The 23,443-nt window shown below is 41.3% G+C and carries 18 protein-coding genes, 5 tRNA genes and 3 rRNA genes; 17 read left to right on the top strand and 9 right to left on the bottom strand.

Annotated elements, in window-relative coordinates; genetic code table 11:
- Window positions 1-62: 62 nt before the first annotated feature.
- Window positions 63-785 carry a TerC family protein gene (locus L5B83_RS01285; RefSeq protein ID WP_250363530.1) on the top strand — a complete coding sequence of 241 codons (723 nt, stop codon included), beginning with the start codon at window positions 63-65 and terminating at the stop codon, window positions 783-785.
- 216 nt (window positions 786-1,001) lie between these two features.
- Here L5B83_RS01285 and L5B83_RS01280 read toward each other — a convergent pair whose 3' ends face one another.
- Both L5B83_RS01280 and hemL read right to left on the bottom strand, forming a co-directional pair.
- A complete protein-coding gene (locus L5B83_RS01280) occupies window positions 1,002-1,862 on the bottom strand; it encodes a DMT family transporter (RefSeq protein WP_250351657.1) in 861 nt (286 codons plus the stop codon).
- Window positions 1,863-1,881: 19 nt separating this feature from the next.
- Window positions 1,882-3,171, bottom strand: coding sequence for a glutamate-1-semialdehyde 2,1-aminomutase (hemL, locus tag L5B83_RS01275; protein ID WP_265777302.1), 1,290 nt, complete (start codon window positions 3,169-3,171; stop codon window positions 1,882-1,884).
- Window positions 3,172-3,323: 152 nt separating this feature from the next.
- On the opposite strand from hemL, the gene wecA reads away from it, so the two are divergent.
- The 10 genes from wecA to rrf all read left to right on the top strand — a co-directional run bounded on the left by wecA (window position 3,324) and on the right by rrf (window position 11,224).
- The gene (wecA, locus tag L5B83_RS01270) at window positions 3,324-4,394 is read left to right on the top strand and encodes a UDP-N-acetylglucosamine--undecaprenyl-phosphate N-acetylglucosaminephosphotransferase (RefSeq protein ID WP_250363447.1); all 1,071 of its coding nucleotides are present in this window, start codon (window positions 3,324-3,326) and stop codon (window positions 4,392-4,394) included.
- 10 nt (window positions 4,395-4,404) lie between these two features.
- A complete protein-coding gene (locus tag L5B83_RS01265; protein WP_265777301.1) occupies window positions 4,405-5,217 on the top strand; it encodes a Wzz/FepE/Etk N-terminal domain-containing protein in 813 nt (270 codons plus the stop codon).
- Between the two features lie 171 nt (window positions 5,218-5,388).
- A tRNA-Arg gene (locus tag L5B83_RS01260) sits at window positions 5,389-5,465 on the top strand.
- Between the two features lie 21 nt (window positions 5,466-5,486).
- Window positions 5,487-5,562: transfer RNA gene (locus L5B83_RS01255), tRNA-His, on the top strand.
- A gap of 8 nt (window positions 5,563-5,570) precedes the next feature.
- Window positions 5,571-5,647, top strand: a tRNA-Pro gene (locus L5B83_RS01250).
- A gap of 138 nt (window positions 5,648-5,785) precedes the next feature.
- Window positions 5,786-7,328: ribosomal RNA gene (locus tag L5B83_RS01245) — 16S ribosomal RNA — on the top strand.
- 80 nt (window positions 7,329-7,408) lie between these two features.
- Window positions 7,409-7,485 (top strand) — tRNA-Ile (locus tag L5B83_RS01240).
- Window positions 7,486-7,510: 25 nt separating this feature from the next.
- A tRNA-Ala gene (locus L5B83_RS01235) sits at window positions 7,511-7,586 on the top strand.
- Between the two features lie 306 nt (window positions 7,587-7,892).
- A 23S ribosomal RNA gene (locus L5B83_RS01230) occupies window positions 7,893-10,995 on the top strand.
- A gap of 113 nt (window positions 10,996-11,108) precedes the next feature.
- A 5S ribosomal RNA gene (gene rrf, locus L5B83_RS01225) occupies window positions 11,109-11,224 on the top strand.
- Together the 16S, 23S and 5S rRNA genes with 5 tRNA genes alongside form the textbook arrangement of a ribosomal RNA operon.
- A gap of 359 nt (window positions 11,225-11,583) precedes the next feature.
- Here rrf and L5B83_RS01220 read toward each other — a convergent pair.
- Window positions 11,584-12,234 carry an IS1595 family transposase gene (locus L5B83_RS01220; protein ID WP_265777300.1) on the bottom strand — a complete coding sequence of 217 codons (651 nt, stop codon included), beginning with the start codon at window positions 12,232-12,234 and terminating at the stop codon, window positions 11,584-11,586.
- Between the two features lie 258 nt (window positions 12,235-12,492).
- Window positions 12,493-13,494, bottom strand: coding sequence for a class 1 fructose-bisphosphatase (gene fbp, locus L5B83_RS01215; RefSeq protein ID WP_265777299.1), 1,002 nt, complete (start codon window positions 13,492-13,494; stop codon window positions 12,493-12,495).
- A 150-nt stretch (window positions 13,495-13,644) separates the two neighbouring features.
- Here fbp and mpl point away from each other — a divergent pair, with 150 nt between their 5' ends.
- Together mpl and L5B83_RS01205 are read left to right on the top strand one after the other, a co-directional pair.
- Window positions 13,645-15,009, top strand: a complete 1,365-nt coding sequence (mpl, locus tag L5B83_RS01210) for a UDP-N-acetylmuramate:L-alanyl-gamma-D-glutamyl-meso-diaminopimelate ligase (protein WP_265777298.1) — start codon at window positions 13,645-13,647, stop codon at window positions 15,007-15,009.
- A 182-nt stretch (window positions 15,010-15,191) separates the two neighbouring features.
- Window positions 15,192-15,401, top strand: a complete 210-nt coding sequence (locus tag L5B83_RS01205; RefSeq protein WP_250350646.1) for a cold-shock protein — start codon at window positions 15,192-15,194, stop codon at window positions 15,399-15,401.
- 105 nt (window positions 15,402-15,506) lie between these two features.
- Here L5B83_RS01205 and frdD read toward each other — a convergent pair whose 3' ends face one another.
- Genes frdD through frdA form a run of 4 tightly spaced genes read right to left on the bottom strand, consistent with a single transcriptional unit; the run spans window position 15,507 to window position 18,828 of the window.
- Window positions 15,507-15,851: a fumarate reductase subunit FrdD gene (frdD, locus tag L5B83_RS01200; RefSeq protein WP_250350642.1), complete on the bottom strand. Its 345-nt coding sequence runs from the start codon at window positions 15,849-15,851 to the stop codon at window positions 15,507-15,509.
- 10 nt (window positions 15,852-15,861) lie between these two features.
- Window positions 15,862-16,254 (bottom strand): fumarate reductase subunit FrdC, encoded by a 393-nt coding sequence (gene frdC, locus L5B83_RS01195; RefSeq protein WP_250350641.1) that lies wholly within the window; start codon window positions 16,252-16,254, stop codon window positions 15,862-15,864.
- Between the two features lie 11 nt (window positions 16,255-16,265).
- Window positions 16,266-17,036, bottom strand: a complete 771-nt coding sequence (locus L5B83_RS01190; RefSeq protein WP_250350640.1) for a succinate dehydrogenase/fumarate reductase iron-sulfur subunit — start codon at window positions 17,034-17,036, stop codon at window positions 16,266-16,268.
- Window positions 17,029-18,828: a fumarate reductase (quinol) flavoprotein subunit gene (frdA, locus tag L5B83_RS01185; RefSeq protein WP_250350639.1), complete on the bottom strand. Its 1,800-nt coding sequence runs from the start codon at window positions 18,826-18,828 to the stop codon at window positions 17,029-17,031. The genes L5B83_RS01190 and frdA overlap by 8 nt, the downstream gene beginning before the upstream one ends.
- A 268-nt stretch (window positions 18,829-19,096) precedes the next feature.
- Between frdA and epmA the strand changes: the two genes are divergently transcribed.
- Both epmA and L5B83_RS01175 read left to right on the top strand, forming a co-directional pair.
- On the top strand, window positions 19,097-20,068 hold the full coding sequence (epmA, locus tag L5B83_RS01180; RefSeq protein ID WP_250350638.1) for an elongation factor P--(R)-beta-lysine ligase: 972 nt from the start codon (window positions 19,097-19,099) through the stop codon (window positions 20,066-20,068).
- 419 nt (window positions 20,069-20,487) lie between these two features.
- Entirely contained in the window at window positions 20,488-21,705 is a 1,218-nt protein-coding gene (locus L5B83_RS01175) for a porin (RefSeq protein WP_265777296.1), read from the top strand.
- A gap of 160 nt (window positions 21,706-21,865) precedes the next feature.
- Here the strand turns inward: L5B83_RS01175 and cmoA are convergent, their stop codons facing one another.
- On the bottom strand, window positions 21,866-22,591 hold the full coding sequence (cmoA, locus tag L5B83_RS01170) for a carboxy-S-adenosyl-L-methionine synthase CmoA (RefSeq protein ID WP_265777295.1): 726 nt from the start codon (window positions 22,589-22,591) through the stop codon (window positions 21,866-21,868).
- Between the two features lie 197 nt (window positions 22,592-22,788).
- Between cmoA and L5B83_RS01165 the strand changes: the two genes are divergently transcribed.
- Together L5B83_RS01165 and L5B83_RS01160 are read left to right on the top strand one after the other, a co-directional pair.
- The gene (locus tag L5B83_RS01165; protein ID WP_265778356.1) at window positions 22,789-23,079 is read left to right on the top strand and encodes a type II toxin-antitoxin system RelB/DinJ family antitoxin; all 291 of its coding nucleotides are present in this window, start codon (window positions 22,789-22,791) and stop codon (window positions 23,077-23,079) included.
- Window positions 23,080-23,112: 33 nt separating this feature from the next.
- On the top strand, window positions 23,113-23,376 hold the full coding sequence (locus L5B83_RS01160) for a type II toxin-antitoxin system YafQ family toxin (RefSeq protein WP_265777293.1): 264 nt from the start codon (window positions 23,113-23,115) through the stop codon (window positions 23,374-23,376).
- Window positions 23,377-23,443 lie beyond the last annotated feature (67 nt).

The following is a 23,443-nucleotide window of genomic DNA, read 5'->3' as shown; positions in this document are numbered from 1 at the left end:
CATTAAAGTGAGAAATCTATATTATTGCTCGCTTTATCTCTACTTTCTTTAAGGAACGGATTATGTTTGATTGGATTGCCAGCCCAGAGGCGTGGGTGGCCTTATTTACCCTAACCGCATTAGAAATTGTGTTAGGTATTGATAACATCATTTTTATCAGCATTTTAGTTGGACGTTTACCAGCACAACAACGCCAATCTGGACGCTTGATTGGGTTAGGCTTAGCAATGGCAACGCGTATTTTATTACTGCTTTCCCTTTCTTGGCTGATGAAATTAACCACCCCATTATTTGAGGTATTTTCACAATCAATTTCAGGACGAGATCTCATTTTAATTTTAGGGGGATTGTTCCTCGTCGCCAAAAGTACCCACGAAATTCACCACGCAATGACGCCAGAAGAGGAAGAAGAACAAAGTGCGGTGAAAAAAGTGAATTTTTTCAGCGTACTCATTCAAATTGCCATTTTAGATATTGTGTTTTCCCTTGATTCCGTGATCACCGCAGTGGGAATGGCAAGTCAAGTTGGCGTAATGATTTTAGCGATCATTATTGCTGTGGGAGTGATGATGCTTGCGGCAAAACCGATTGGCGATTTTGTGGAAGCACACCCAACGCTAAAAGTGCTAGCGCTTTCATTCTTGATTTTAGTGGGCGTAGCATTAATTGGCGAAGGCTTAGATTTCCATATTCCAAAAGGCTATATCTATTTCGCGATGGGCTTTTCTGTTGTGGTTGAAATGATCAATATAAAAATGCGTAAGCGTTTGATTAAACGCCCGTAATGCTCAAATAAGAAGAGCGGTGCAAAAATGCTGAAAATTTGCACCGCACTTTGAGTTGCATCCAAAAAGTTGAATTGGTTGGTAAACTATAATACTGAGCTATAGCCAAACTTATTTTTCCCTACATTAGCTTATTTTGCTTATTGTATTTCTGATATCTATTTTTTAATACTATTTATATAAAAGTGCGGTCATTTTCTTACTCATTTTTATTTCCTACTTGCGTAAATTTTCTAAGGCGACAGCGGTGATGATAATTGCACCGCCAAGTAACATTGTGAGCGTAGGGGCTTCATTAAGCCATAGCCAAGCAATCAGAATGGCATAAACTGGTTCAAGGGAAATAATCATCGCCGCCGTTCTTGCGCTTAGTACATCAAGGCTAGAAACAAAGAGCGTGTAGGCAAGGCTGGTGCAAAGCAAGCCAATGCAGGCGATCCAAAACCAATCTTGTAAAGAAACACTTGGCAATTCATTGGCGTAAAATGGTAAAAGCACAATAACGCCCACCAAATATTGCCACCAGCTGGCTTGGCTACCTGAAAGGAGGCCACGATTTTTGCGATTTAGCACCGCAAGTAAGCCGTAAATTGCCCCTGAAAAAATGCCCCATAATAGGCCTTGTGTGGATTGGTTGCCAAATTCAAAGGCAGGGGTTACAAGGATTAATCCAAATGTAATGGCGAGTAATAAGAAAAATTCACCTAATTTTAACCGCACTTTGAATATGAGCATTTCAAATAAGCAGACAAAGGCGGGAAAACTGGCAAAGCCCAGTGTTCCCACTGCGACACCGCCAACTTTAACGGCAATATAAAAGGTGACCCAATGGGCAGTGAGTAAACTACCTAGCACAAATTGTAACAAAATGCCTTGTGCAGAAAGCTTGTTGAGAGGCATTTTCTTATAGAGGAAGAAGAGGGAGAGTGCCATAAGAGCAATAAACACACGCCCAAGCACTAACACGCCAGCACTGCTTTGAATCAGCACGCCCAGCACGCCCGTTAAACCAAATAACACTGCGGTACTATGTACTTTTAGCAATGCAAGCTGATAGTGTTTATTGGCGTTTTCCATCATTTCTTCCTACTTTTCCTTAAGCATTTTTGATTGTGGCAAAGGCATTATCAGCTGCTTGCAAGGTGCGTTCAATATCTTCATCAGTATGTGCCAAAGACATAAAACCTGCTTCATAAGCGGAAGGGGCGAGATAAATCCCTTGTTCTAGCATTTTATGGAAGAATTGTTTGAATTTTTTCGCATCGCATTTCATCACTTGCTGATAAGTGCTGACTTCAGGCTGATCAGTGAAGAAAATACCAAACATTCCCCCTACATAATTCACCACAAATGGAATGTGATGTTTGTCCGCGAGGGCTTTTAAGCCAACGGCGAGTTTTTCCGTTAAAGTGGCAAGGCGTTGTTCGTTACCTGCTTTTTTCAATTCTGTTAAACAGGCTAGCCCCGCAGCCATTGCAATTGGATTGCCAGATAGCGTGCCAGCTTGATACACAGGCCCTGTTGGTGCGATATATTGCATAATTTCTTTTTTTCCGCCAAATGCCCCTACGGGCATTCCGCCGCCAATGACCTTGCCAAGGGTGGTTAAGTCAGGGGTTACGCCATAGTATTGTTGCGCACCGCCTAAGGCAACACGAAAACCGGTCATCACTTCGTCAATGATTAATAATGCGCCATACTGATCACAGAGTTCACGTAATTGTTGTAAAAAGCCTGCTTTAGGTGGAATGCAGTTCATATTTCCTGCAACTGGTTCAATAATGACACAGGCAATCTCATCAGGATACTGTTCAAAGGCTTGTTTAACAGAATCAATATTATTGTATTCACAAGTTAACGTCTGTTTTGCAAAATCCGCTGGCACGCCCGGTGAGCTAGGTTGCCCAAGGGTCAATGCACCTGAGCCAGCTTTTACCAGTAAGCTATCAGAATGCCCGTGGTAACAACCTTCAAACTTAATAATTTTATCTCGTTTAGTATAACCTCGCGCTAAGCGAATGGCGGACATTGTGGCTTCAGTACCAGAACTTACCATTCTGACCATTTCAATAGAAGGCACAAGCTGGCAAACTAAGGTGGCTAAATCAATTTCTAATGGGGTAGGCGCCCCAAAACTCAAGCCTTTTTCGGCAGTTTTTAGCACCGCACTTAAAATGGCGGGGTGGTTATGCCCTAAAATCATCGGCCCCCAAGATCCCACATAATCAATATATTGCTTGCCGTCTGTATCAAAAATATAGGCGCCCTCTGCACGGTCAATAAATACCGGCGTACCACCGACGCCATTAAAGGCACGGACAGGCGAATTAACCCCACCGGGGATGACTTTTTGCGCTTGGGAAAAGAGGCTTTCTGAATGGTTCATTACTATTTGTCCTTTATCTTGTCTAAGAGAAATTGCATAAAACTGAAATATTGTACTGTAAAACTGAGTAAATTTATAAAAATATTTATGTACGCGCGCGTTTGCCTTTATGGTATGCTTTTGCCACTTATTTTTTACTGAAATTATTCATTATGTTGTTGAGTTTTCTGCTCACATTTCTCGGTGCATTGCTTTCTTTATTTGCAATGCGTCCGATTGCGCAAAAAATCGGTTTAGTGGATAAACCAAATTATCGCAAACGCCACAAAGGCGCAATCCCTCTGATTGGGGGCATTTCGCTATTTATCGGTAACTGTGTCTTCTATTTTCTTGAGTGGGAGCAAATGCGGCTGCCAGCGTTATATCTTTTCAGTATATTTGTGTTGTTAGCCATCGGTATTTTAGATGATCGCTTCGACATCAGCCCTTTCATTCGTGCGGGAATTCAAGCCTTTTTAGCTATTTTAATGATTGATATGGGCAATATTTATCTCGATCATCTCGGGCAAATTTTAGGTCCATTCCAACTAACACTCGGTTCAATCGGGTTGATGATCACCGTGTTCGCAACCATTGCTGTAATCAACGCCTTCAATATGATAGATGGTATAGACGGTTTACTTGGTGGCTTATCTAGTGTTGCTTTTGGGGCGATAGGCATCTTACTCGTTATGGATAATCAAATGGATCTCGCCTATTGGAGTTTTGCCTTAATTATTGCTATTTTACCTTATTTAATGCTTAATCTTGGCATTCCTTTTGGTACGAGATTTAAAGTTTTTATGGGGGATGCTGGTAGCACACTGATTGGCTTTACGATTATTTGGATCTTACTGCTTAGCACACAGGGTAAAGGTCACCCAATGAATCCAATCACGGCATTATGGATCATTGCCATTCCCGTGATTGATATGATCGCGATTATTTACCGCCGTTTGCGTAAAGGTAAAAGCCCATTTCGTCCTGATCGCTTGCATATTCACCATTTAATGGTGCGTGCGGGGCTAAGTTCACGCCAAGCCTTTTTATTTATCACCTTTATCGCGGCACTCTGTGCAGGTTTTGGGATTTTAGGTGAAATTTATTACATCAATGAATGGATAATGTTTCTCGGCTTTATTCTTCTGTTTTTCATTTATGTCTTTTCTATCGCCAGAGCGTGGCGTATTACTCGCTGGATAAGACGCCTAAAACGCCGCCATCGCCGTCTAGCAAAACAATAAGGAGAAAACGATGCAATCAAAAAATACAGCAAAAAAATCTTTTATCATTATGTTGTTTACGATTATTTTTGCTTTGGCTGGGTATGGCACAAGTTTTTTACAGAAATTACAGTGGAAGGCGGAAGCGAAAATCTCTCAACCAACCGTAAATCAATTAGGTAATTATTATGCTTTGGCATCAATGTATCAGTTTATTCAAGGTAAGAATGAACCAGAAGCCTTGTTAGTGAACAACGTGTATGATGAATTTAAACGTCAGGTTTCTGCTTATGACAATATCCGTCAATTTTGGTTGCAAAGTTCCTACTATAAACAACGAGAAACAGGAAATGCACAAAATGATGAAGAATTACTCGAGCAATTAGTAAAAACAGTCAAATTTTCCACCGCACTTAAAGGACAGCCAGAAACACTTTCTATTCAATTAGATAACCCTAAACAGGCGCTGGAAATGCTCAATGCATTTATTGAGCAAAGCAATCTTGCAACAAGAGAGGTGATTTACAATGAATTGATCGGGCAGTGGAAAAATTTGTTTAATCAAGTAAGTAGTGCTGCTCAATTAAAGCTAGGCGCAACCTTACAGGCTAATACACTGGGGGAGCAAGATTGGCAAGGCAAATTAAATATGATGAAATCAGTCAATCCGCTTGATAATAATTTGACTGCCTATCGTTACCTTAAATCACCAATTCAACCGCTTCGTCCTGAACGTCAGGCATTATATTGGGTATTATTTGCAGGTTTATTGGGGCTGATGATAGGTATTTTCTTCACAAACATACTCACAACAAAATCTAAAAAAGAAAGTATTGAAGAATAAAAAGTGCGGTTGGATTTTTTCGCGTTTTATAAAAGATAGACAAGTATTTTACGTTTTATAAACAAATTGAACAAAAAACTATCTTGTGATAAAAAAAATAAAAAAAATACTAGACAAGCTATTTGGAAACTCTTAATATACGCCCCGCAACGACGCAGTGAGATATAAAACGCGTTCGTAGCTCAGTTGGATAGAGCGTTGGCCTCCGGAGCCAAAGGTCGCAAGTTCGAATCTTGTCGAGCGCGCCAGAGTCAATGCAAACAACAATGGTGGCTATAGCTCAGTTGGTAGAGCCCCGGATTGTGATTCCGGTTGTCGTGGGTTCAAGTCCCATTAGCCACCCCAATTTATGTCGGCGAGTAGCGCAGCTTGGTAGCGCAACTGGTTTGGGACCAGTGGGTCGTAGGTTCAAATCCTATCTCGCCGACCACTTTTGCTCTTTAACAATCAATCAGACAATCTGTGTGGGCATTCGTTGATTTTCAAAAAGATTTAAAATTTAGAAATCAATGATGCTTAACTTGAAATTCGAAAAGAATATAACGTTATGTATTCATTGAGCGAGATTAAACTGAAGAGTTTGATCATGGCTCAGATTGAACGCTGGCGGCAGGCTTAACACATGCAAGTCGAACGGTAACGGGTTGAAAGCTTGCTTTCGATGCTGACGAGTGGCGGACGGGTGAGTAATGCTTGGGAATCTGTTTTATGGAGGGGGATAACCATTGGAAACGATGGCTAACACCGCGTAATATCTGAGGATTAAAGTAGTGGGACCGCAAGGCCACTAGCCATAAGGTGAGCCCAAGTGGGATTAGGTAGTTGGTGGGGTAAAGGCCTACCAAGCCTGCGATCTCTAGCTGGTCTGAGAGGATGACCAGCCACACTGGGACTGAGACACGGCCCAGACTCCTACGGGAGGCAGCAGTGGGGAATATTGCGCAATGGGGGGAACCCTGACGCAGCCATGCCGCGTGAATGAAGAAGGCCTTCGGGTTGTAAAGTTCTTTCGGTGATGAGGAAGGTGGACGTGTTAATAGCGCGTTTGTTTGACGTTAGTCACAGAAGAAGCACCGGCTAACTCCGTGCCAGCAGCCGCGGTAATACGGAGGGTGCGAGCGTTAATCGGAATAACTGGGCGTAAAGGGCACGCAGGCGGTAAATTAAGTGAGATGTGAAATCCCCGAGCTTAACTTGGGAATTGCATTTCAGACTGGTTTACTAGAGTACTCTAGGGAGGGGTAGAATTCCACGTGTAGCGGTGAAATGCGTAGAGATGTGGAGGAATACCGAAGGCGAAGGCAGCCCCTTGGGGAGATACTGACGCTCATGTGCGAAAGCGTGGGGAGCAAACAGGATTAGATACCCTGGTAGTCCACGCTGTAAACGCTGTCGATTTGGGGGTTGGGCTTTGAGCTTGGCGCCCGTAGCTAACGTGATAAATCGACCGCCTGGGGAGTACGGCCGCAAGGTTAAAACTCAAATGAATTGACGGGGGCCCGCACAAGCGGTGGAGCATGTGGTTTAATTCGATGCAACGCGAAGAACCTTACCTACTCTTGACATCCAAAGAAGGTCTTAGAGATAAGACTGTGCCTTCGGGAGCTTTGAGACAGGTGCTGCATGGCTGTCGTCAGCTCGTGTTGTGAAATGTTGGGTTAAGTCCCGCAACGAGCGCAACCCTTATCCTTTGTTGCCAGCACTATGGGTGGGAACTCAAAGGAGACTGCCAGTGATAAACTGGAGGAAGGTGGGGATGACGTCAAGTCATCATGGCCCTTACGAGTAGGGCTACACACGTGCTACAATGGTGCATACAGAGGGAAGCGAGCCTGCGAGGGTGAGCGAATCTCAGAAAGTGCATCTAAGTCCGGATTGGAGTCTGCAACTCGACTCCATGAAGTCGGAATCGCTAGTAATCGCGAATCAGAATGTCGCGGTGAATACGTTCCCGGGCCTTGTACACACCGCCCGTCACACCATGGGAGTGGGTTGTACCAGAAGTAGATAGCTTAACCGAGAGGGGGGCGTTTACCACGGTATGATTCATGACTGGGGTGAAGTCGTAACAAGGTAACCGTAGGGGAACCTGCGGTTGGATCACCTCCTTACCGAAGAGAAGACGAATGTTCACACAGATTGGTTGATTGATGTTAGACAATGAGAAGCAAAGGAATACCCAAATCCTTGAGGGTCTGTAGCTCAGGTGGTTAGAGCGCACCCCTGATAAGGGTGAGGTCGGTGGTTCAAGTCCACTCAGACCCACCACTCAAGTGATGAAGAAGAAATGATTGGGGATATAGCTCAGCTGGGAGAGCGCCTGCCTTGCACGCAGGAGGTCAGCGGTTCGATCCCGCTTATCTCCACCAAATCATTTAATGAGATGTAAATCATTAGTAAGTTCTTTTAGGTTATCTTAAGTATATATACTTAAGATAGATTTTAGTCAGAGAATTTAGTAATGATAGTACACATAATTAGTATTATCCTATTTGCTCTTTAACAATGTAAAAACAAGCTGAAAACTGAAGAGACTTTCAAGCCGGTGATAAAGGATAAAGTTTATCATTGAATTGAAGAAGTCTGAGTAGAAGAAGACTTACTTGAACAAAAGCAAGTAAGCGATTCTCAACGAATGACGATAGCTTTAAGGAAAAAAATCCTTGAGGTTGTATAGTTAAGTGAGAAAGCGTACAGGGCGGATGCCTTGGCAATCAGAGGCGAAGAAGGACGTGCTAATCTGCGAAAAGCGTGGGTGAGTTGATAAGAAGCGTTTAACCCACGATGTCCGAATGGGGAAACCCGATAGGTGAAGAACCTATCATTGTTTACTGAATAAACTAGGTAAACAAGGCGAACCGGGAGAACTGAAACATCTAAGTACCCCGAGGAAAAGAAATCAACCGAGATTCTGTGAGTAGCGGCGAGCGAAAGCGGAGTAGCCAGTAAGTGATAGCAAGTGATTTAGGAGAATTGACTGGGAAGTCAAGCGAAACAGGGTGATAGCCCCGTATCTGAAAAATCGCATGTGGTACTAAGCTTACGAGAAGTAGGGCGGGACACGAGGAATCCTGTTTGAAGATGGGGGGACCATCCTCCAAGGCTAAATACTCCTGATTGACCGATAGTGAACCAGTACTGTGAAGGAAAGGCGAAAAGAACCCCGGTGAGGGGAGTGAAATAGAACCTGAAACCCTGTACGTACAAGCAGTGGGAGCCCCATCACTCAAGCCTATTGAGTGATGGACGTTTAGTAAAAAAATACCGCACTGAAAGGTTAATTTTTACGAAGTAAAAATTTAACCCCCAAAAATAGCAGTGGGATTGAGTGATGGGGTGACTGCGTACCTTTTGTATAATGGGTCAGCGACTTATATTTTGTAGCGAGGTTAACTGAATAAGGGAGCCGAAGGGAAACCGAGTCTTAACTGGGCGGCTAGTTGCAAGGTATAGACCCGAAACCCGGTGATCTAGCCATGGGCAGGTTGAAGGTTGGGTAACACTAACTGGAGGACCGAACCGACTAATGTTGAAAAATTAGCGGATGACCTGTGGCTGGGGGTGAAAGGCCAATCAAACCGGGAGATAGCTGGTTCTCCCCGAAATCTATTTAGGTAGAGCCTTGTGTGAATACCTTTGGGGGTAGAGCACTGTTTCGGCTAGGGGCCCATCCCGGGTTACCAAACCGATGCAAACTCCGAATACCAAAGAGTACTGCACAGGAGACACACGGCGGGTGCTAACGTCCGTCGTGGAGAGGGAAACAACCCAGACCGCCAGCTAAGGTCCCAAAATCTATATTAAGTGGGAAACGAAGTGGGAAGGCTTAGACAGCTAGGATGTTGGCTTAGAAGCAGCCACCATTTAAAGAAAGCGTAATAGCTCACTAGTCGAGTCGGCCTGCGCGGAAGATGTAACGGGGCTAAAATATAGTACCGAAGCTGCGGCATCAGGCGTATCACTAATACGCCTTTACGATTAACGACTTGCGAAGCAAGTCGGTTAAGCGTCCAACACGTTGAGTGAAGGAGAAGTAGAGAGGATTAGTGATACGCCTGTTGGGTAGGGGAGCGTTGTGTAAGCGGAAGAAGGTGGTTCGAGAGGATTGCTGGACGTATCACAAGTGCGAATGCTGACATAAGTAACGATAAAACGGGTGAAAAACCCGTTCGCCGGAAGACCAAGGGTTCCTGTCCAACGTTAATCGGGGCAGGGTGAGTCGGCCCCTAAGGCGAGGCTGAAAAGCGTAGTCGATGGGAAACGGGTTAATATTCCCGTACTTGGTAAAGCTGCGATGTGGGGACGGAGAAGGTTAGGTTAGCGTACTGTTGGAGATGTACGTTTAAGTTGGTAGGTGGGTAGACTAGGCAAATCCGGTCTACTGTGAACACAGAGAGATGATGACGAGGCTCTAAGGAGCTGAAGTAACTGATACCACACTTCCAGGAAAAGCCACTAAGCTTCAGGCTTTACTAAACCGTACTGAAAACCGACACAGGTGGTCAGGTAGAGAATACTCAGGCGCTTGAGAGAACTCGGGTGAAGGAACTAGGCAAAATAGCACCGTAACTTCGGGAGAAGGTGCGCTGGCGTAGTGTGAAGTTCTTTGCGAATGGAGCATGAACCAGTCGAAGATACCAGCTGGCTGCAACTGTTTATTAAAAACACAGCACTCTGCAAACACGAAAGTGGACGTATAGGGTGTGATGCCTGCCCGGTGCTGGAAGGTTAATTGATGGTGTAATCGAAAGAGAAGCGCCTGATCGAAGCCCCAGTAAACGGCGGCCGTAACTATAACGGTCCTAAGGTAGCGAAATTCCTTGTCGGGTAAGTTCCGACCTGCACGAATGGCATAATGATGGCCAGGCTGTCTCCACCCGAGACTCAGTGAAATTGAAATCGCCGTGAAGATGCGGTGTACCCGCGGCTAGACGGAAAGACCCCGTGAACCTTTACTATAGCTTGACACTGAACCTTGAATTTTGATGTGTAGGATAGGTGGGAGACTATGAAGCGGTAACGCCAGTTATCGTGGAGTCGTTGTTGAAATACCACCCTTTAACGTTTGATGTTCTAACGAAGCGCCTGAAACGGGTGTTCGGACAGTGTCTGGTGGGTAGTTTGACTGGGGCGGTCTCCTCCCAAAGCGTAACGGAGGAGCACGAAGGTTTGCTAATGACGGTCGGACATCGTCAGGTTAGTGCAATGGTATAAGCAAGCTTAACTGCGAGACAGACAAGTCGAGCAGGTGCGAAAGCAGGTCATAGTGATCCGGTGGTTCTGAATGGAAGGGCCATCGCTCAACGGATAAAAGGTACTCCGGGGATAACAGGCTGATACCGCCCAAGAGTTCATATCGACGGCGGTGTTTGGCACCTCGATGTCGGCTCATCACATCCTGGGGCTGAAGTAGGTCCCAAGGGTATGGCTGTTCGCCATTTAAAGTGGTACGCGAGCTGGGTTTAGAACGTCGTGAGACAGTTCGGTCCCTATCTGCCGTGGGCGTTGGAGAATTGAGAGGGGCTGCTCCTAGTACGAGAGGACCGGAGTGGACGCATCACTGGTGTACCAGTTGTCTCGCCAGAGGCATTGCTGGGTAGCTAAATGCGGAAGAGATAAGTGCTGAAAGCATCTAAGCACGAAACTTGCCTTAAGATGAGTTCTCCCCGACTTTAAGTTGGTAAGGGTTGTTTGAGACTAAGACGTAGATAGGCTGGGTGTGTAAGCGATGTGAGTCGTTGAGCTAACCAGTACTAATTGCCCGAGAGGCTTAACTATACAACACTCAAGGGTTTTGGCTTGTTTTTGATTGAAAGAGTAGGGATTTTAGAGCGGAATGCTTTGAAGTCTGTAAAGAAAAGAGATAAGCTTTAGATAAGCGAAAGAATTATCTTGGCGGCGTTAGTGCAGTGGACCCACCTAAATCCATGCCGAACTTAGAAGTGAAACGCTGTAACGCCGATGGTAGTGTGGGAGCTTCCCATGTGAGAGTAGGGCACCGCCAGGTTTTGAATGAAAGAAGAACGCCATTGAGGGAACTCAGTGGCGTTTTTTGTGTTTTAGGGAATAAAGCAGATAAGCGTCAGTGAGAATGAATAGGCTAGATTAAGTCATAACCCAAAGATAAAAGATATTATATATAAGTATATTTAATAGCTATTAATTATGTCTGATATGTTTGGGGTATAAAGACATAAGTAAGAGAAAAAAGATGCAAGAAAAATCTGTCAAAATTACACCGCACTTTGATTTGAATTGAGGTTGATATATGCCCTAATATGCTGGGTTGCATAGCTGCAATCGGTATTTAGTTCAATGCAAGTATTCACTAGATGGAAGAAAAACATTAGGGGCTGTCCTAGATAACTAGGCTAAATTCCCTTTAACTAATTGTTTTAAAATAGAAATTTGAGATTTTAAGTTACTATTATTAAAACGCCATTCGCATTCCTTCAAATAAAGCTCAAAATGGGATTTAGGAATACCGTTAAACCTGCGTAAATGGCGTTTCGCTTGATTCCAGAAATTCTCAATTCCGTTAATGTGATTTTGTTTTTCTGCAAAGTGTGTACTGTGATTGATGCGAAAATGGTTAAATTCACTTACGTCAAGTACATCATAACTTCGGTAGAAATCAGTGTAAACAATACTATCAGGCTTTACTTGCTCGCGAATGATTGGCAACAATGTCGCAGATTGGGTATTTGGCACCGTGACGGGGTAAACCTTACCATTGCGCTTTAAAAGCCCAAATACAGCCGTTTTACCTGCTACACCTCGCCCTCGTTTGCCTTTGCGAATGCCACCGAAATAGCTTTCATCGGCTTCAATTTCGCCATCAAACATTTCCAAATGGGAGCTGTTTTGATAAATAAGTAATCGTAAGCGATGAAAGTAATACGCTGCCGTCGTTTTGTTTACATTTACTCGCTCAGCTGCTGTTCTTGCAGTAACGCCTGCGACAAACAGCTCAATGAGTTTATTTTGTTTATGCTGACTTAAGCGACTTTTTCTCATTTGGTCATTTTAACCTAAATAGAGTTTTTAGTCGTTATCTAGGACAGCCCCAAACATTATTATAATGGTGTGGGATTTAGAACTTATCTGCTACAGCCTAAAATTAAAAGAGGGACTTAAAAGTACATAGTGAATGGATAAGGGAATGAATTACTCCTTTATCATCAAAAAATATCAAAAATCATACCGCACTTAAAATTACGAGCGGGAAGAGATTTTTATCTTATCCTATTATAAAAATTGTTGTCTTTGTATTGCTTAATTAAATTCGCCCATAAAATCTTGTGCTTTTTCTACCATCTCTTTTGAGCCAATAAAAAGCGGTGAACGTTGGTGTAATTCAGTTGGCTGAATATCTAAAATCCGACTTTCTCCATTCGTTGCCAAACCACCGGCTTGTTCCGCTAAAAATGCCATTGGATTGCCTTCATAAAGTAAACGAAGTTTACCATTTGGATAATTTGTGGCACTTGGATAAATATAAATACCGCCTTTTAATAAATTACGGTGGAAATCAGAAACTAAAGAACCAATATAGCGTGAAGTATAAGGACGTTGAGTGGCTTTATCTTCTTCTTGGCAGTATTTAATATACTTTTTCACACCTAATGGAAATTTAAGGTATTGCCCTTCATTGATTGAATAAATTTTTCCTGTTGGTGGCATTTGAATATTCTCATGTGAAAGGCAAAATACCCCTAATGAAGGATCGTAAGTAAAGCCATTAACGCCATTACCAGTGGTATAAACTAGCATTGTTGATGAACCATAAACAATATAACCTGCCGCCACTTGGCGATGTCCGGGCTGTAAAAAATCTGCTAAGGTAACCGGTGAGCCAATGGGAGAGACGCGCTTATAGATAGAAAAAATCGTCCCAACGGCAACATTCACATCAATATTCGATGAGCCATCTAAAGGATCGGTTAAAATAACATATTTTGCATTCCGCCCTCGTTCCGTATCAAAAGCAACAAAATTTTCTTCTTCCTCAGAAGCAAAGCCCGCCACTTCTTCTCGTGCAATGAGAGCTTGTTTCATTGTATTATGGGCAAATAAATCTAATTTCATTTGCACTTCACCTTGCACATTTTCAACCCCTGAATTACCAATAATATTATTGGTTAATCCTGCTTTATTAATGTCGCGATGAATAACCTTCGCAACCAAACGAATTGAAGAAAGAATACCTGAAAGCTCTCCTTTCGCATTAGGATATTCCGCTTGCTTCTCAACAATAAATTGCCCTAACGTTTTCATAATTTATTCCTATTTTTTAATGAATAAGTTGTACAGTCTAAAAAAGTTGATTTATTATAACTACCCTTTGAGCAAGAGAAATAATCTCTTATTGAGTTTGTGATCTCAGGCACATTTTATTTTCGTTTTTTGTATATAAGAGATAAAAAAATGACACAAAAACATATTCATATTCTTGGAATTTGCGGCACTTTTATGGGCGGTGTGGCAATTATTGCCAAACAAATGGGATATAAAGTAACGGGCTCAGATGTTAATGTGTATCCACCAATGAGTACCTTTTTGCAGGAAAATCAGATTGACATTATTCCCAATTACGATCCCGCTCAGCTTGAGCCAGCGCCAGATTTAGTTTTAATTGGAAATGCAATGAAACGGGGCAATCCTTGCGTAGAATATGTGCTTGAGAATGGTTTGCCTTATACCTCAGGCCCACAATGGTTACATGATAATTTATTACGTGATCGCTGGGTGCTTGCTGTTTCAGGTACGCACGGCAAAACGACAACAACTGGTATGCTCACTTGGATTTTAGAGAAAAACGGGTTAAACCCGGGCTTTTTAATCGGTGGTATTGCGGGCAATTTTGGCACTTCAGCGCGTCTAGGACAAAGCCCTTATTTTGTGATTGAAGCCGATGAATATGATACGGCATTTTTTGATAAACGTTCTAAATTTATTCATTACGCACCAAAAACATTAATTATTAATAATATCGGCTTTGACCACGCTGATATTTTTGATGATCTAAAAGCGATCCAGCGCCAATTTCATCATATGATTCGCACCATTCCGGCAAGTGGTCGTATTCTTTCTTTCGCCAACGAACAAAGCGTAAAAGAAACACTAGAAATGGGCTGTTGGTCTGAACAACAATTTTTAGGAGAAAACCAAGAATGGTATGCGGAACGTATTACCAATGATTGCACCGAATTTTCTGTGTATCATTTTGGTGAAAAAGTCGCAGAAGTGAAATGGAATATTGTTGGTCAGCATAATATGCATAATGCATTAATGGCGATTGCCGCTGCTTATCACGCAGGCGTATCCATTGAAAATGCTTGTAGCGCTTTAGCGAGTTTCATTAATGCAAAACGCCGCTTAGAACTCAAAGGGGAAGTTAATGGCATTAGTGTTTATGACGATTTTGCACATCACCCCGCAGAAATTCTTGCTACGCTAACCGCACTTCGCGATAAAGTTGGCGGTGGAGTGCGGATTTTGGCGGTATTAGAACCGCGCTCTAATACAATGAAAATGGGCGTACATAAAGATGAACTCGCGCCAGCACTGGTTCGTGCCGATCATATTTTTTTATTGCAGCCAGATAACATTCCATGGGATGTGGTAGAAATCGCAAACCAATGCGTCCAACCAGCTAGCTGGACTGGCAATTTAGACAAATTGGTTGATATGATTGTAGCAGAGGCAAAACCAAACGATCATATTTTAGTAATGTCAAATGGCAGCTTTGGAGGCATTCATCAAAAATTACTCAATAAATTAGCCAATTAAAAAATAAATTGGATTTATTGCAAATAAAAGGTGCTATTTCATCGCGATGCTGTTAGTATGGCAACTGCTTTTTTAAGCAGTAGAGATAACAATTAATAATCTGTGGCTATATTTAAAGTTTTTTATTTTATCATCATAATATTATTACGTTATCTAAGATTAGATTTAACTTAGGATTTGAAATGTCTAGAAATAATGGAACCGTAAAATGGTTCAATGAAGCAAAAGGGTTTGGTTTTTTACAATCAGAAGGTGGCGAAGAAGTGTTTGTGCATTTCTCAGCAATTCAATCAAATGGATTTCGCACCTTAAAAGAAGGTCAAGCCGTCGCGTTTGATATTGTTGATGATAAAAGAGGAAAAAAAGCCGAAAACGTCAGTATCATTGCGTAATGCTTTTTAACAGAAACACCGCAACAAAAAGTGCGGTGTTTTTTATGAATTAAATAACGATAAAAAACCTTTTCACAAGAAAAGGTTTTTGTTTTCCTTTTTATCTTAAATATGCCATACAGCGAAAAGTGTCAGTAGTGAAAATAATCCAGCAAGTCCATAAAAAATAAATCCAGCTGCAGGAATATGTACTTTAAAATCGTGTAAACCTAGATGGACACGATGAATACCACACCACGCTGGGAAAATTAATAAGGCAAGAATAATTAATTTTCCGATCCAAGTTCCAGCAAATGCAATAATATTTTCTGGCGAAACTAACCCAAAAGGGAGTAAAAAGCCGAAAATCAGTACAAGAACGGGAAAGAATACCGCACTGATTGCGCCACCTGCACCAAATAATAGCCATACAGCAGGTTCATTAGAACGTTTTGGATTTTGTTTGTTCATATGCTCATTCCTATACTAAGATTAAGACAATAATACTCACCAATGCAGTGATTGCCCAGAAAATGCGAGAAAGTAATGTCGCATTGATACGCTCATTTTTTACAATGATATTTACCATCTGAGGAGCCATATTAAAAAATGTAAAGCTATTTAATAACACGGCACCAAGCGTGATGATGTTCAATATCACAACAACGGGATTTTGTAAAAAATGAATAAAGTTTGTAGCAAAGGTTCCATTTCCTAAGGAGATTAACCCATAGAATAGTTCTAAACAAAACCAAAGAGTAGGAACTGCAGTGCTTTCGCGTAATACATAAAATTTGTAAAAATCTAACTTTTTCCACCAAGTAGGTGTGATTTCACGCACATATTTTTTGCGTTTGCTTGCGGTTGCTGTCATTTTACTCCTCCTTAGTTTTGTGGTTTTAACATTGCCAAAACATAATCTTTTGCACTTTCGATTTTGCCTTGGTTAACAGCGGAGGCTGGATTAACGTGTTTTGGACAAACTTCTGAGCAGTAACCCACGAATGTGCAGCTCCATACCCCATTATCCCCATTCAGAATTTTCATCCGTTCTGCTTTGCCGTGATCACGGTTATCAAGGTTATAACGATGAGCAAGTGTAATCGCAGCAGGACCTACAAATTCAGGATTTAAGCCAAATTGTGGACAAGCTGCATAACATAGCCCGCAATTAATACACATTGAGAACTGGCGATATTTCTCTAATTGTGCGGGTGTTTGTTTGGTTCGACTTTTTGCCAGTTCAGCAGATGGATGCGGATTACCATCTAGTGGTGGCGCTTCATTACCAATAATATAAGGTTTAATACTTTCTAGACTTTCAATAAAGTGGCTTAGATCAACAACAAGATCCCGTTCTATTGGGAAATTAGCCAACGGTTCAATACGCATATGTCCACTGTAATCACGCAAAAATGTTTTACAGGCAAGTTTAGGTTTATTATTAACCATCATTCCGCAAGAACCACAAATTGCCATACGGCAAGACCAACGATAAGACAGTTCAGGCTCAAGTTTGTCTTTAATATAGCCAAGTGCATCAAGCAATGAAGTTTGGCTATCATAAGGCACTTGATAGGTTCTTAAATAAGGTTCTTTATCTTGCTCTGGGTTATAACGCAGAACTTCAACATTCATAATCGCTTGATTAGCCATTTGCTTGCTCCTTAGCTTTTGCAGCTGCTTCTTGAGCTTCTGCTTCCGCACCATAAACACGTTTTGCTGGTTGAGATTTTGTGATTTTTACTGGGCTATATTCAATGCGAGGCGCACCTTCTGCATTATAGAAAGCTAAGGTGTGTTTTAAATAATTCACATCATCACGTTCTGTATAGTCTAAACGTTGGTGAGCACCACGAGATTCTTTACGTTCAATCGCCGAATTAGCGATAGATTGTGCAACATCTAAAATATAGCCAAGTTCAACAGTATAAAGCACATTGGTGTTGAAGACACTTGAGCGATCGGCAATACGAATCCGTTTATAACGTTCTTTTAGCTCGGCAATTTTATCAACCGTTTGTTGCATACTTTCTTGAGTACGATAAATACCGCAACCTTCTTCCATTGAATCGCCCATCTCATCACGAATTTGCGACCAAGATTCTGTGCCTTCTTGGTTATAAAGATCTTCTAAACGTTGTACCACATCTTGTGCTTGTGCATTGACTGCATTTTGGTTTGCAGGGCTTGCTTCACTTGCGCGTTGAGCAGCATATTCCCCAGCAACACGTCCTAGCACAACAAGTTCCGCTAATGAATTTGAACCTAAACGGTTCGCCCCATGCAAGCCTGAAGAAGCACATTCACCCACAGCAAATAAACCTTTAATGCGAGTTTCACTGTTGAAATCCACTTCAATCCCCCCCATTGTATAATGCACAACAGGACGCACGGGAATAGGGGCTTTAGCAGGATCAACGCCTTCATAAGCATTCGCGAGTTCACAAATAAATGGTAAACGTTCGTGCAAATATTTTTCACCTAAATGGCGTAAATCAAGGTGAACTACATCTACCCCTTTTTCCGTTTTTAAGGTATTGCCTTTACGCCATTCTTGCCAGAATGCTTGAGACACTTTATCACGCGGACCTAATTCCATATATTTATTTTCAGGTTTACCAATTGGCGTTTCAGGGCCTAAACCATAATCTTGCAAATAGCGATAGCCATCTTTATTGACTAAAATGCCCCCTTCACCACGGCATCCTTCAGTCATCAAAATTCCCGTATTTGGTAAACCTGTTGGGTGATATTGCACAAACTCCATATCACGCAATGGCACACCGTGACGATATGCCATTGATAACCCATCACCCGTTACAATACCGCCATTTGTATTAAAGCGGAACGCACGGCAACCACCACCAGTGGCGATAATCACAGCATTTGCATTGATTTGTACCAATGTGCCTTCCATCATATTCATTGCCACCATACCACGAGCATGGCCGTCATCAACCAGAATATCTAACACAAAATGTTCGTCAAAGCGTTGAATTTGTGGGAATTGCATTGAAGTTTGGAAGAGGGTATGTAACAAGTGGAAGCCTGTTTTGTCGGCAGCAAACCAAGTACGTTCAATCTTCATTCCACCGAAACGGCGCACATTCACATCACCGTCTTGTTTACGACTCCAAGGACAGCCCCAGCGTTCTAACTGCGTCATCTCAACAGGGGAATGTTCTACAAAGTATTCCACCACATCTTGTTCACATAACCAATCGCCCCCTGCTACGGTATCGTGGAAATGTTTTTCATAAGAATCTTCTTCCTTGATCACTGCAGCCGCGCCGCCTTCGGCAGCGACAGTATGGCTACGCATAGGGTAAACTTTTGAAACTAAGGCAATTTTAAGATTTGGATTTGCCTGTGCTGCTGCAATTGCTGCTCGTAAACCACCGCCACCAGCGCCAACAATTGCAATATCGACATTAACAGTTTGCACGATTTCCTCCAATATAAAGTAGATGAAATTTATTAGGGTGAGTTTATTTTGCCACGCTTTTATAAAATAAATCAGACTTTTTTATCAAAAAATGTGAGCAAAGCTTCAAAGTGTGATCTAACTCAAAAAAGTTAGAGAGAATCCTCTAGCTTAATGAGAATTTTTCTCTTTTAGAATGAATACATTGCGTAAAAATAACTCATCTTGTTGAAAAATTTCAGGTAAAATAACCGCACTTTTCTTACAAAGGAATTGACTGAGGCACTTTATGACTGAAAATGAACAATGGCGACCAACAGCCAGTATTCAAAATTTATTAGCTCGCGCCAAAATTATGGCTGAAATTCGTCGCTTTTTTACTGACAGAGGATTGCTAGAAGTCGAAACACCAATTTTAAGTGAATTCGGCGTAACGGATGTGCATCTTGCCACCTTTAGCACAGAATTCACCTCACCGTTTAAACATCAATCAAAAACCTTATGGCTTTCAACTAGCCCAGAATACCCAATGAAACGCCTACTGGCTGCGGGAAGTGGGGCGATTTTTCAGCTTTGTAAAGTGTTCCGCAATGAAGAAGCTGGCACAAAACATAACCCAGAGTTCACGATGTTGGAATGGTATCGTCCGCATTTTGATATGTACCGTCTTATCAATGAAGTGGATGATTTATTACAGCAAATTTTAGATTGCGCTCCCGCAGAAAGTATGACATATCAATTTGCCTTTCAAGAATATGTCGGGCTAGATCCGCTTTCTGCCTCTCGTGAAGAATTAATTGCCAAAGCGAAAGAATATCATCTGGAACAAGCAGAAAATGAAGAGAGAGATACCTTACTACAATTTTTATTCAGCGCTGTGGTTGAACCAAATATTGGACAAGAACGCCCCGTTGCCATTTATCATTTCCCCGCAACACAAGCAGCATTAGCACAAATTAGCTCAGAAGATCACCGCGTGGCAGAGCGTTTTGAGTTCTACTATAAAGGCATTGAATTGGCTAACGGCTTTAATGAACTTACTGATGCAAACGAACAACGCCATCGCTTTGAACAAGATAACCGCCAACGTGAACAATTAGGTTTACCAATCCGCCAACTTGATGAGCGTTTTCTCGCTGCACTCCAAGCTGGTGTGCCAAATTGTGCTGGCGTAGCCTTAGGCGTAGATCGCTTAATTATGATTGCACTTGGCGCAAAAAATATCAGTGAAGTGGTTGCATTTAGTATAGAAAATGCTTAATTAAGAAAAATCATAAAAAATGACCGCACTTTGGTTTGAAGATCAAAGTGCGGTCATTTTTATTGAAGTTTTTCAAAGTAAAAATGAACAAATACGAAAAAGCAAACCATCGTGTAGCATTGGGCGCGCGTTTCCTATTCTAACTTAAGTTTCATCGTTCTATTAAAATTTAAACAAAACCCACGTAATAAACCGTGGGTTTTTGTAAATATCTTATGTCATATCAAGATTTTATTGATTTTGTGATCTTGATCACTGAATTCAGGGAACTTTTTTAGATTTCGCATTGACACTTAAATATTTCTTTGCCAAGATACCCCTGCTTCAGGTGAAGTCAGCTTTGACATTTTCTTTTAAGAAAAGTTTTAGCTTAACTTTAAAATTTGTTATAACAACTTAATTCTGAAAGGAATTTAATTATGAAAAAGACATTATTAGCATTAGCCGTTGCCGCTGTAGCAACTTCAGCAAGCGCAGCAACAGTTTATAACAACAATAGCACACAAGTAGATGTAGGTGGTCGTGTTGAAGTCGCTTTAGGTAAGTTTAATAAAGATGAACGTGCTGACCTTCGTAACGTTGGCTCACGTTTAGAATTCAAAGCGCAACACGATTTAGGTGAAGGTGTTAAAGTAACCGCTTTCACACGTTTACGTTTCAACGATGGTGGTGATAAATGGAATACAGATTCGTCATTTAACAACATCAAAACTAATAGATTATGGTTGGCATTGCAAAAAGATAAAGTTGGCCGTGTTTCATTTGGTAAACAAACTACTTCTGGTGATGATGTAGAATTGAATGATTTCTCTTACTTATTTGGTGGAAATAATGATCTTTTTACTGCGGGAGATAAAGTTGTTGCTTTCCGTACTGCTGATTTTCAATTAGCTGAAGGTCAAACGTTAGGTTTTGGTGCTGATTATGCTTTTGGTCAAGGTAAAAAGCACAATTCAAAAACAGAAACCTATCAAGAACTTGAGAAGGTTGGAACTGACTACAAACTTGTAACTAAAACTAAAGTTACTCAACCAGAAGATATGAAATATGCATATGGTGCATCAGTATTCTATGCGGGTCAATTTACTGAGAATTTAGGCTTAAATGTCAATGCAGGTTATACCGTAGAAAAGAGCAATAATGGCGTTGTGGATTCTACCGCATCTGGTGACAAGAAAACAGCATGGCGTGTAGCTTCTCAGTTAGTTTATGGACCAGTATCATTTGGTGTAGAATATGCACAATCTCATCATAAAAATAAAACACAAGATAAAGTGCAAGGTGTCGGTCGTTTTATCGAAGTGGGTGCTAAATACCAATATTTAGATAACGCTTCTGTGTATGCAGCTTGGGATCGTAACGAATATAAAGGTAAAGCAGCGGGTTTAAAAGTGGGTAACTTCTTAACTACCGCAGCTGGTTATGAAGCCAAGGTTGATAACAAGAAAGCATTGACTGAAAATGTATATCTCTTAGGTTCAGATTATGCATTCAACAAAAATGTAGTTGCTTATGTTGAATATGCTCACGCTCGAGTAAGAGGAACAGGGAAAGTTGAGGGTGTTCGTCCGAATGCTAACGGGCAAACTAAGTTAAACGAAAACCGCTACGGTGTTGGTTTACGCGTTTACTTCTAATTGTTAGATTAGATATTTATCTATCCCAAAAGCCACGTTTATTAACGTGGCTTTCTTCATTAGAATCGGTTATTTTTTAATTTCTATTTCCAATGTGATTGCATTAGCGGATAAATCACGGCATCTAACAGTGCACTCAAAACGAATGAGAGCCTTTTCATTATTTAATGGCGATCATTGAACCGAAATTAAAACACTGAAACCACAGTTCAACGTGAGAAAATCCTATGGATTTTAACCGCACTTTGTGCGTTTCAATCTCATCTGTTCGCATCACATTTTCAAGTGCGGTGCGTTTTTGGCTAACTTCTAGTTCACTATAACCATTAGCTCGTTTAAATTCGTGGTGCAGATTAATCAGTAAATCATCAATTTTTTCATCATTAAAACGGAATTTTTCCGATAACACTAACACCCCATTTGGGTTTAAACCTTGGTAGATTTTTGTCAGTAGCACAGTGCGATCTTGCGGTGGCAAAAACTGCAGGGTGAAATTTAAAATCACCATTGAGGCATTTTCAATGTGAATTTGGCGAATATCATCACATAAAATTTCAACGGGAATATCACTGTGATAAGCCTGAATATGCTGACGGCAACGCTCTACCATTGGCAACGAATTATCCACCCCAATAATTTTCACATTAGGTTGCTGAATATGACGTCTGGCAGAAAGCGTTGCTGCACCACGGGAACAACCCAGATCATACACATTTGAATTAGGCGTAACAAAACGGCTTGCCAACATACCAATTGCGGTAATGATATTAGAATATCCCGGCACAGAACGTTGAATCATATCGGGAAACACTTCCGCGACATTTTCATCAAAAGTAAAATCGCCTAAATTTTTAATCGGGGCAGAAAAGAGGGTATCTTTAGTCATTATTTATCCTAAATTTTTCACTAAAATGTGCTGAAAATTAATAAAATTTTCCCCGCACTTTATTTTGCTTGTATTTTAGAGTAAGACGGTGCTTCTCACAAATGAAAATAGATTAAGCTTAATTTGTAATGATAATGTATATGCAATATAATGCTATAAACTTAACTTAATCTATCAAGGGGTTTATTATGGCAACAATGACGAACAATAATGCGGTGGTGAATTTTCGTTTGCCACAGCATTTAAAAACCGAGGCGTTTAAAGTGATTGCACAATATGGTCTTACTCCCTCACAGGTATTCAATATGTTTTTAACGGAAATTGCTGCGACTAAAGCTATTCCTTTAAGTTTGAATTATTTGCAACCTAATACAAAAACGTTAATGGCAATGGATGAAATTGAAAATGGAAAAGCTGAGCGGTTTTCTCTTGATGCTAATACTGATCTTGCCTCCTTACTAAAACAAAAAGCCGAAGGAAAAGAATAAAGGATCCAGCCGTTGCCAATTAATGAAATTGAAATGGCAAAAGAATTTAAGCGAGATTTAGTACAACTTGCCAAAAAAACGCCGCACTTGTTTGTTCACCTCTGCTATTTGGAAGTAATGCATTGCTTAACAAATGGGATAACCCTGCCTGCCGAATATAAAAATCATCCACTTAAAAATAATTTGAAAGGCTATATGGATTGCCATATTCTTAATGCTCTCGTGCTAATTTATAAAATTGAACAACAATGCCTAAAATTAGTTCGGTTAAACACACATTCAGAAGTTTTTGCATAACTTCTCAATTAACAATTCTATCCGCCCTCGATTTCCGCTATAATTCCGCTGTTATCACTTTTTAAAA

The organism is Avibacterium sp. 21-599 (genome assembly GCF_026226765.1).
Taxonomy (GTDB): domain Bacteria; phylum Pseudomonadota; class Gammaproteobacteria; order Enterobacterales; family Pasteurellaceae; genus Avibacterium.
This window is presented reverse-complemented; position numbering and strand designations above follow the sequence as displayed.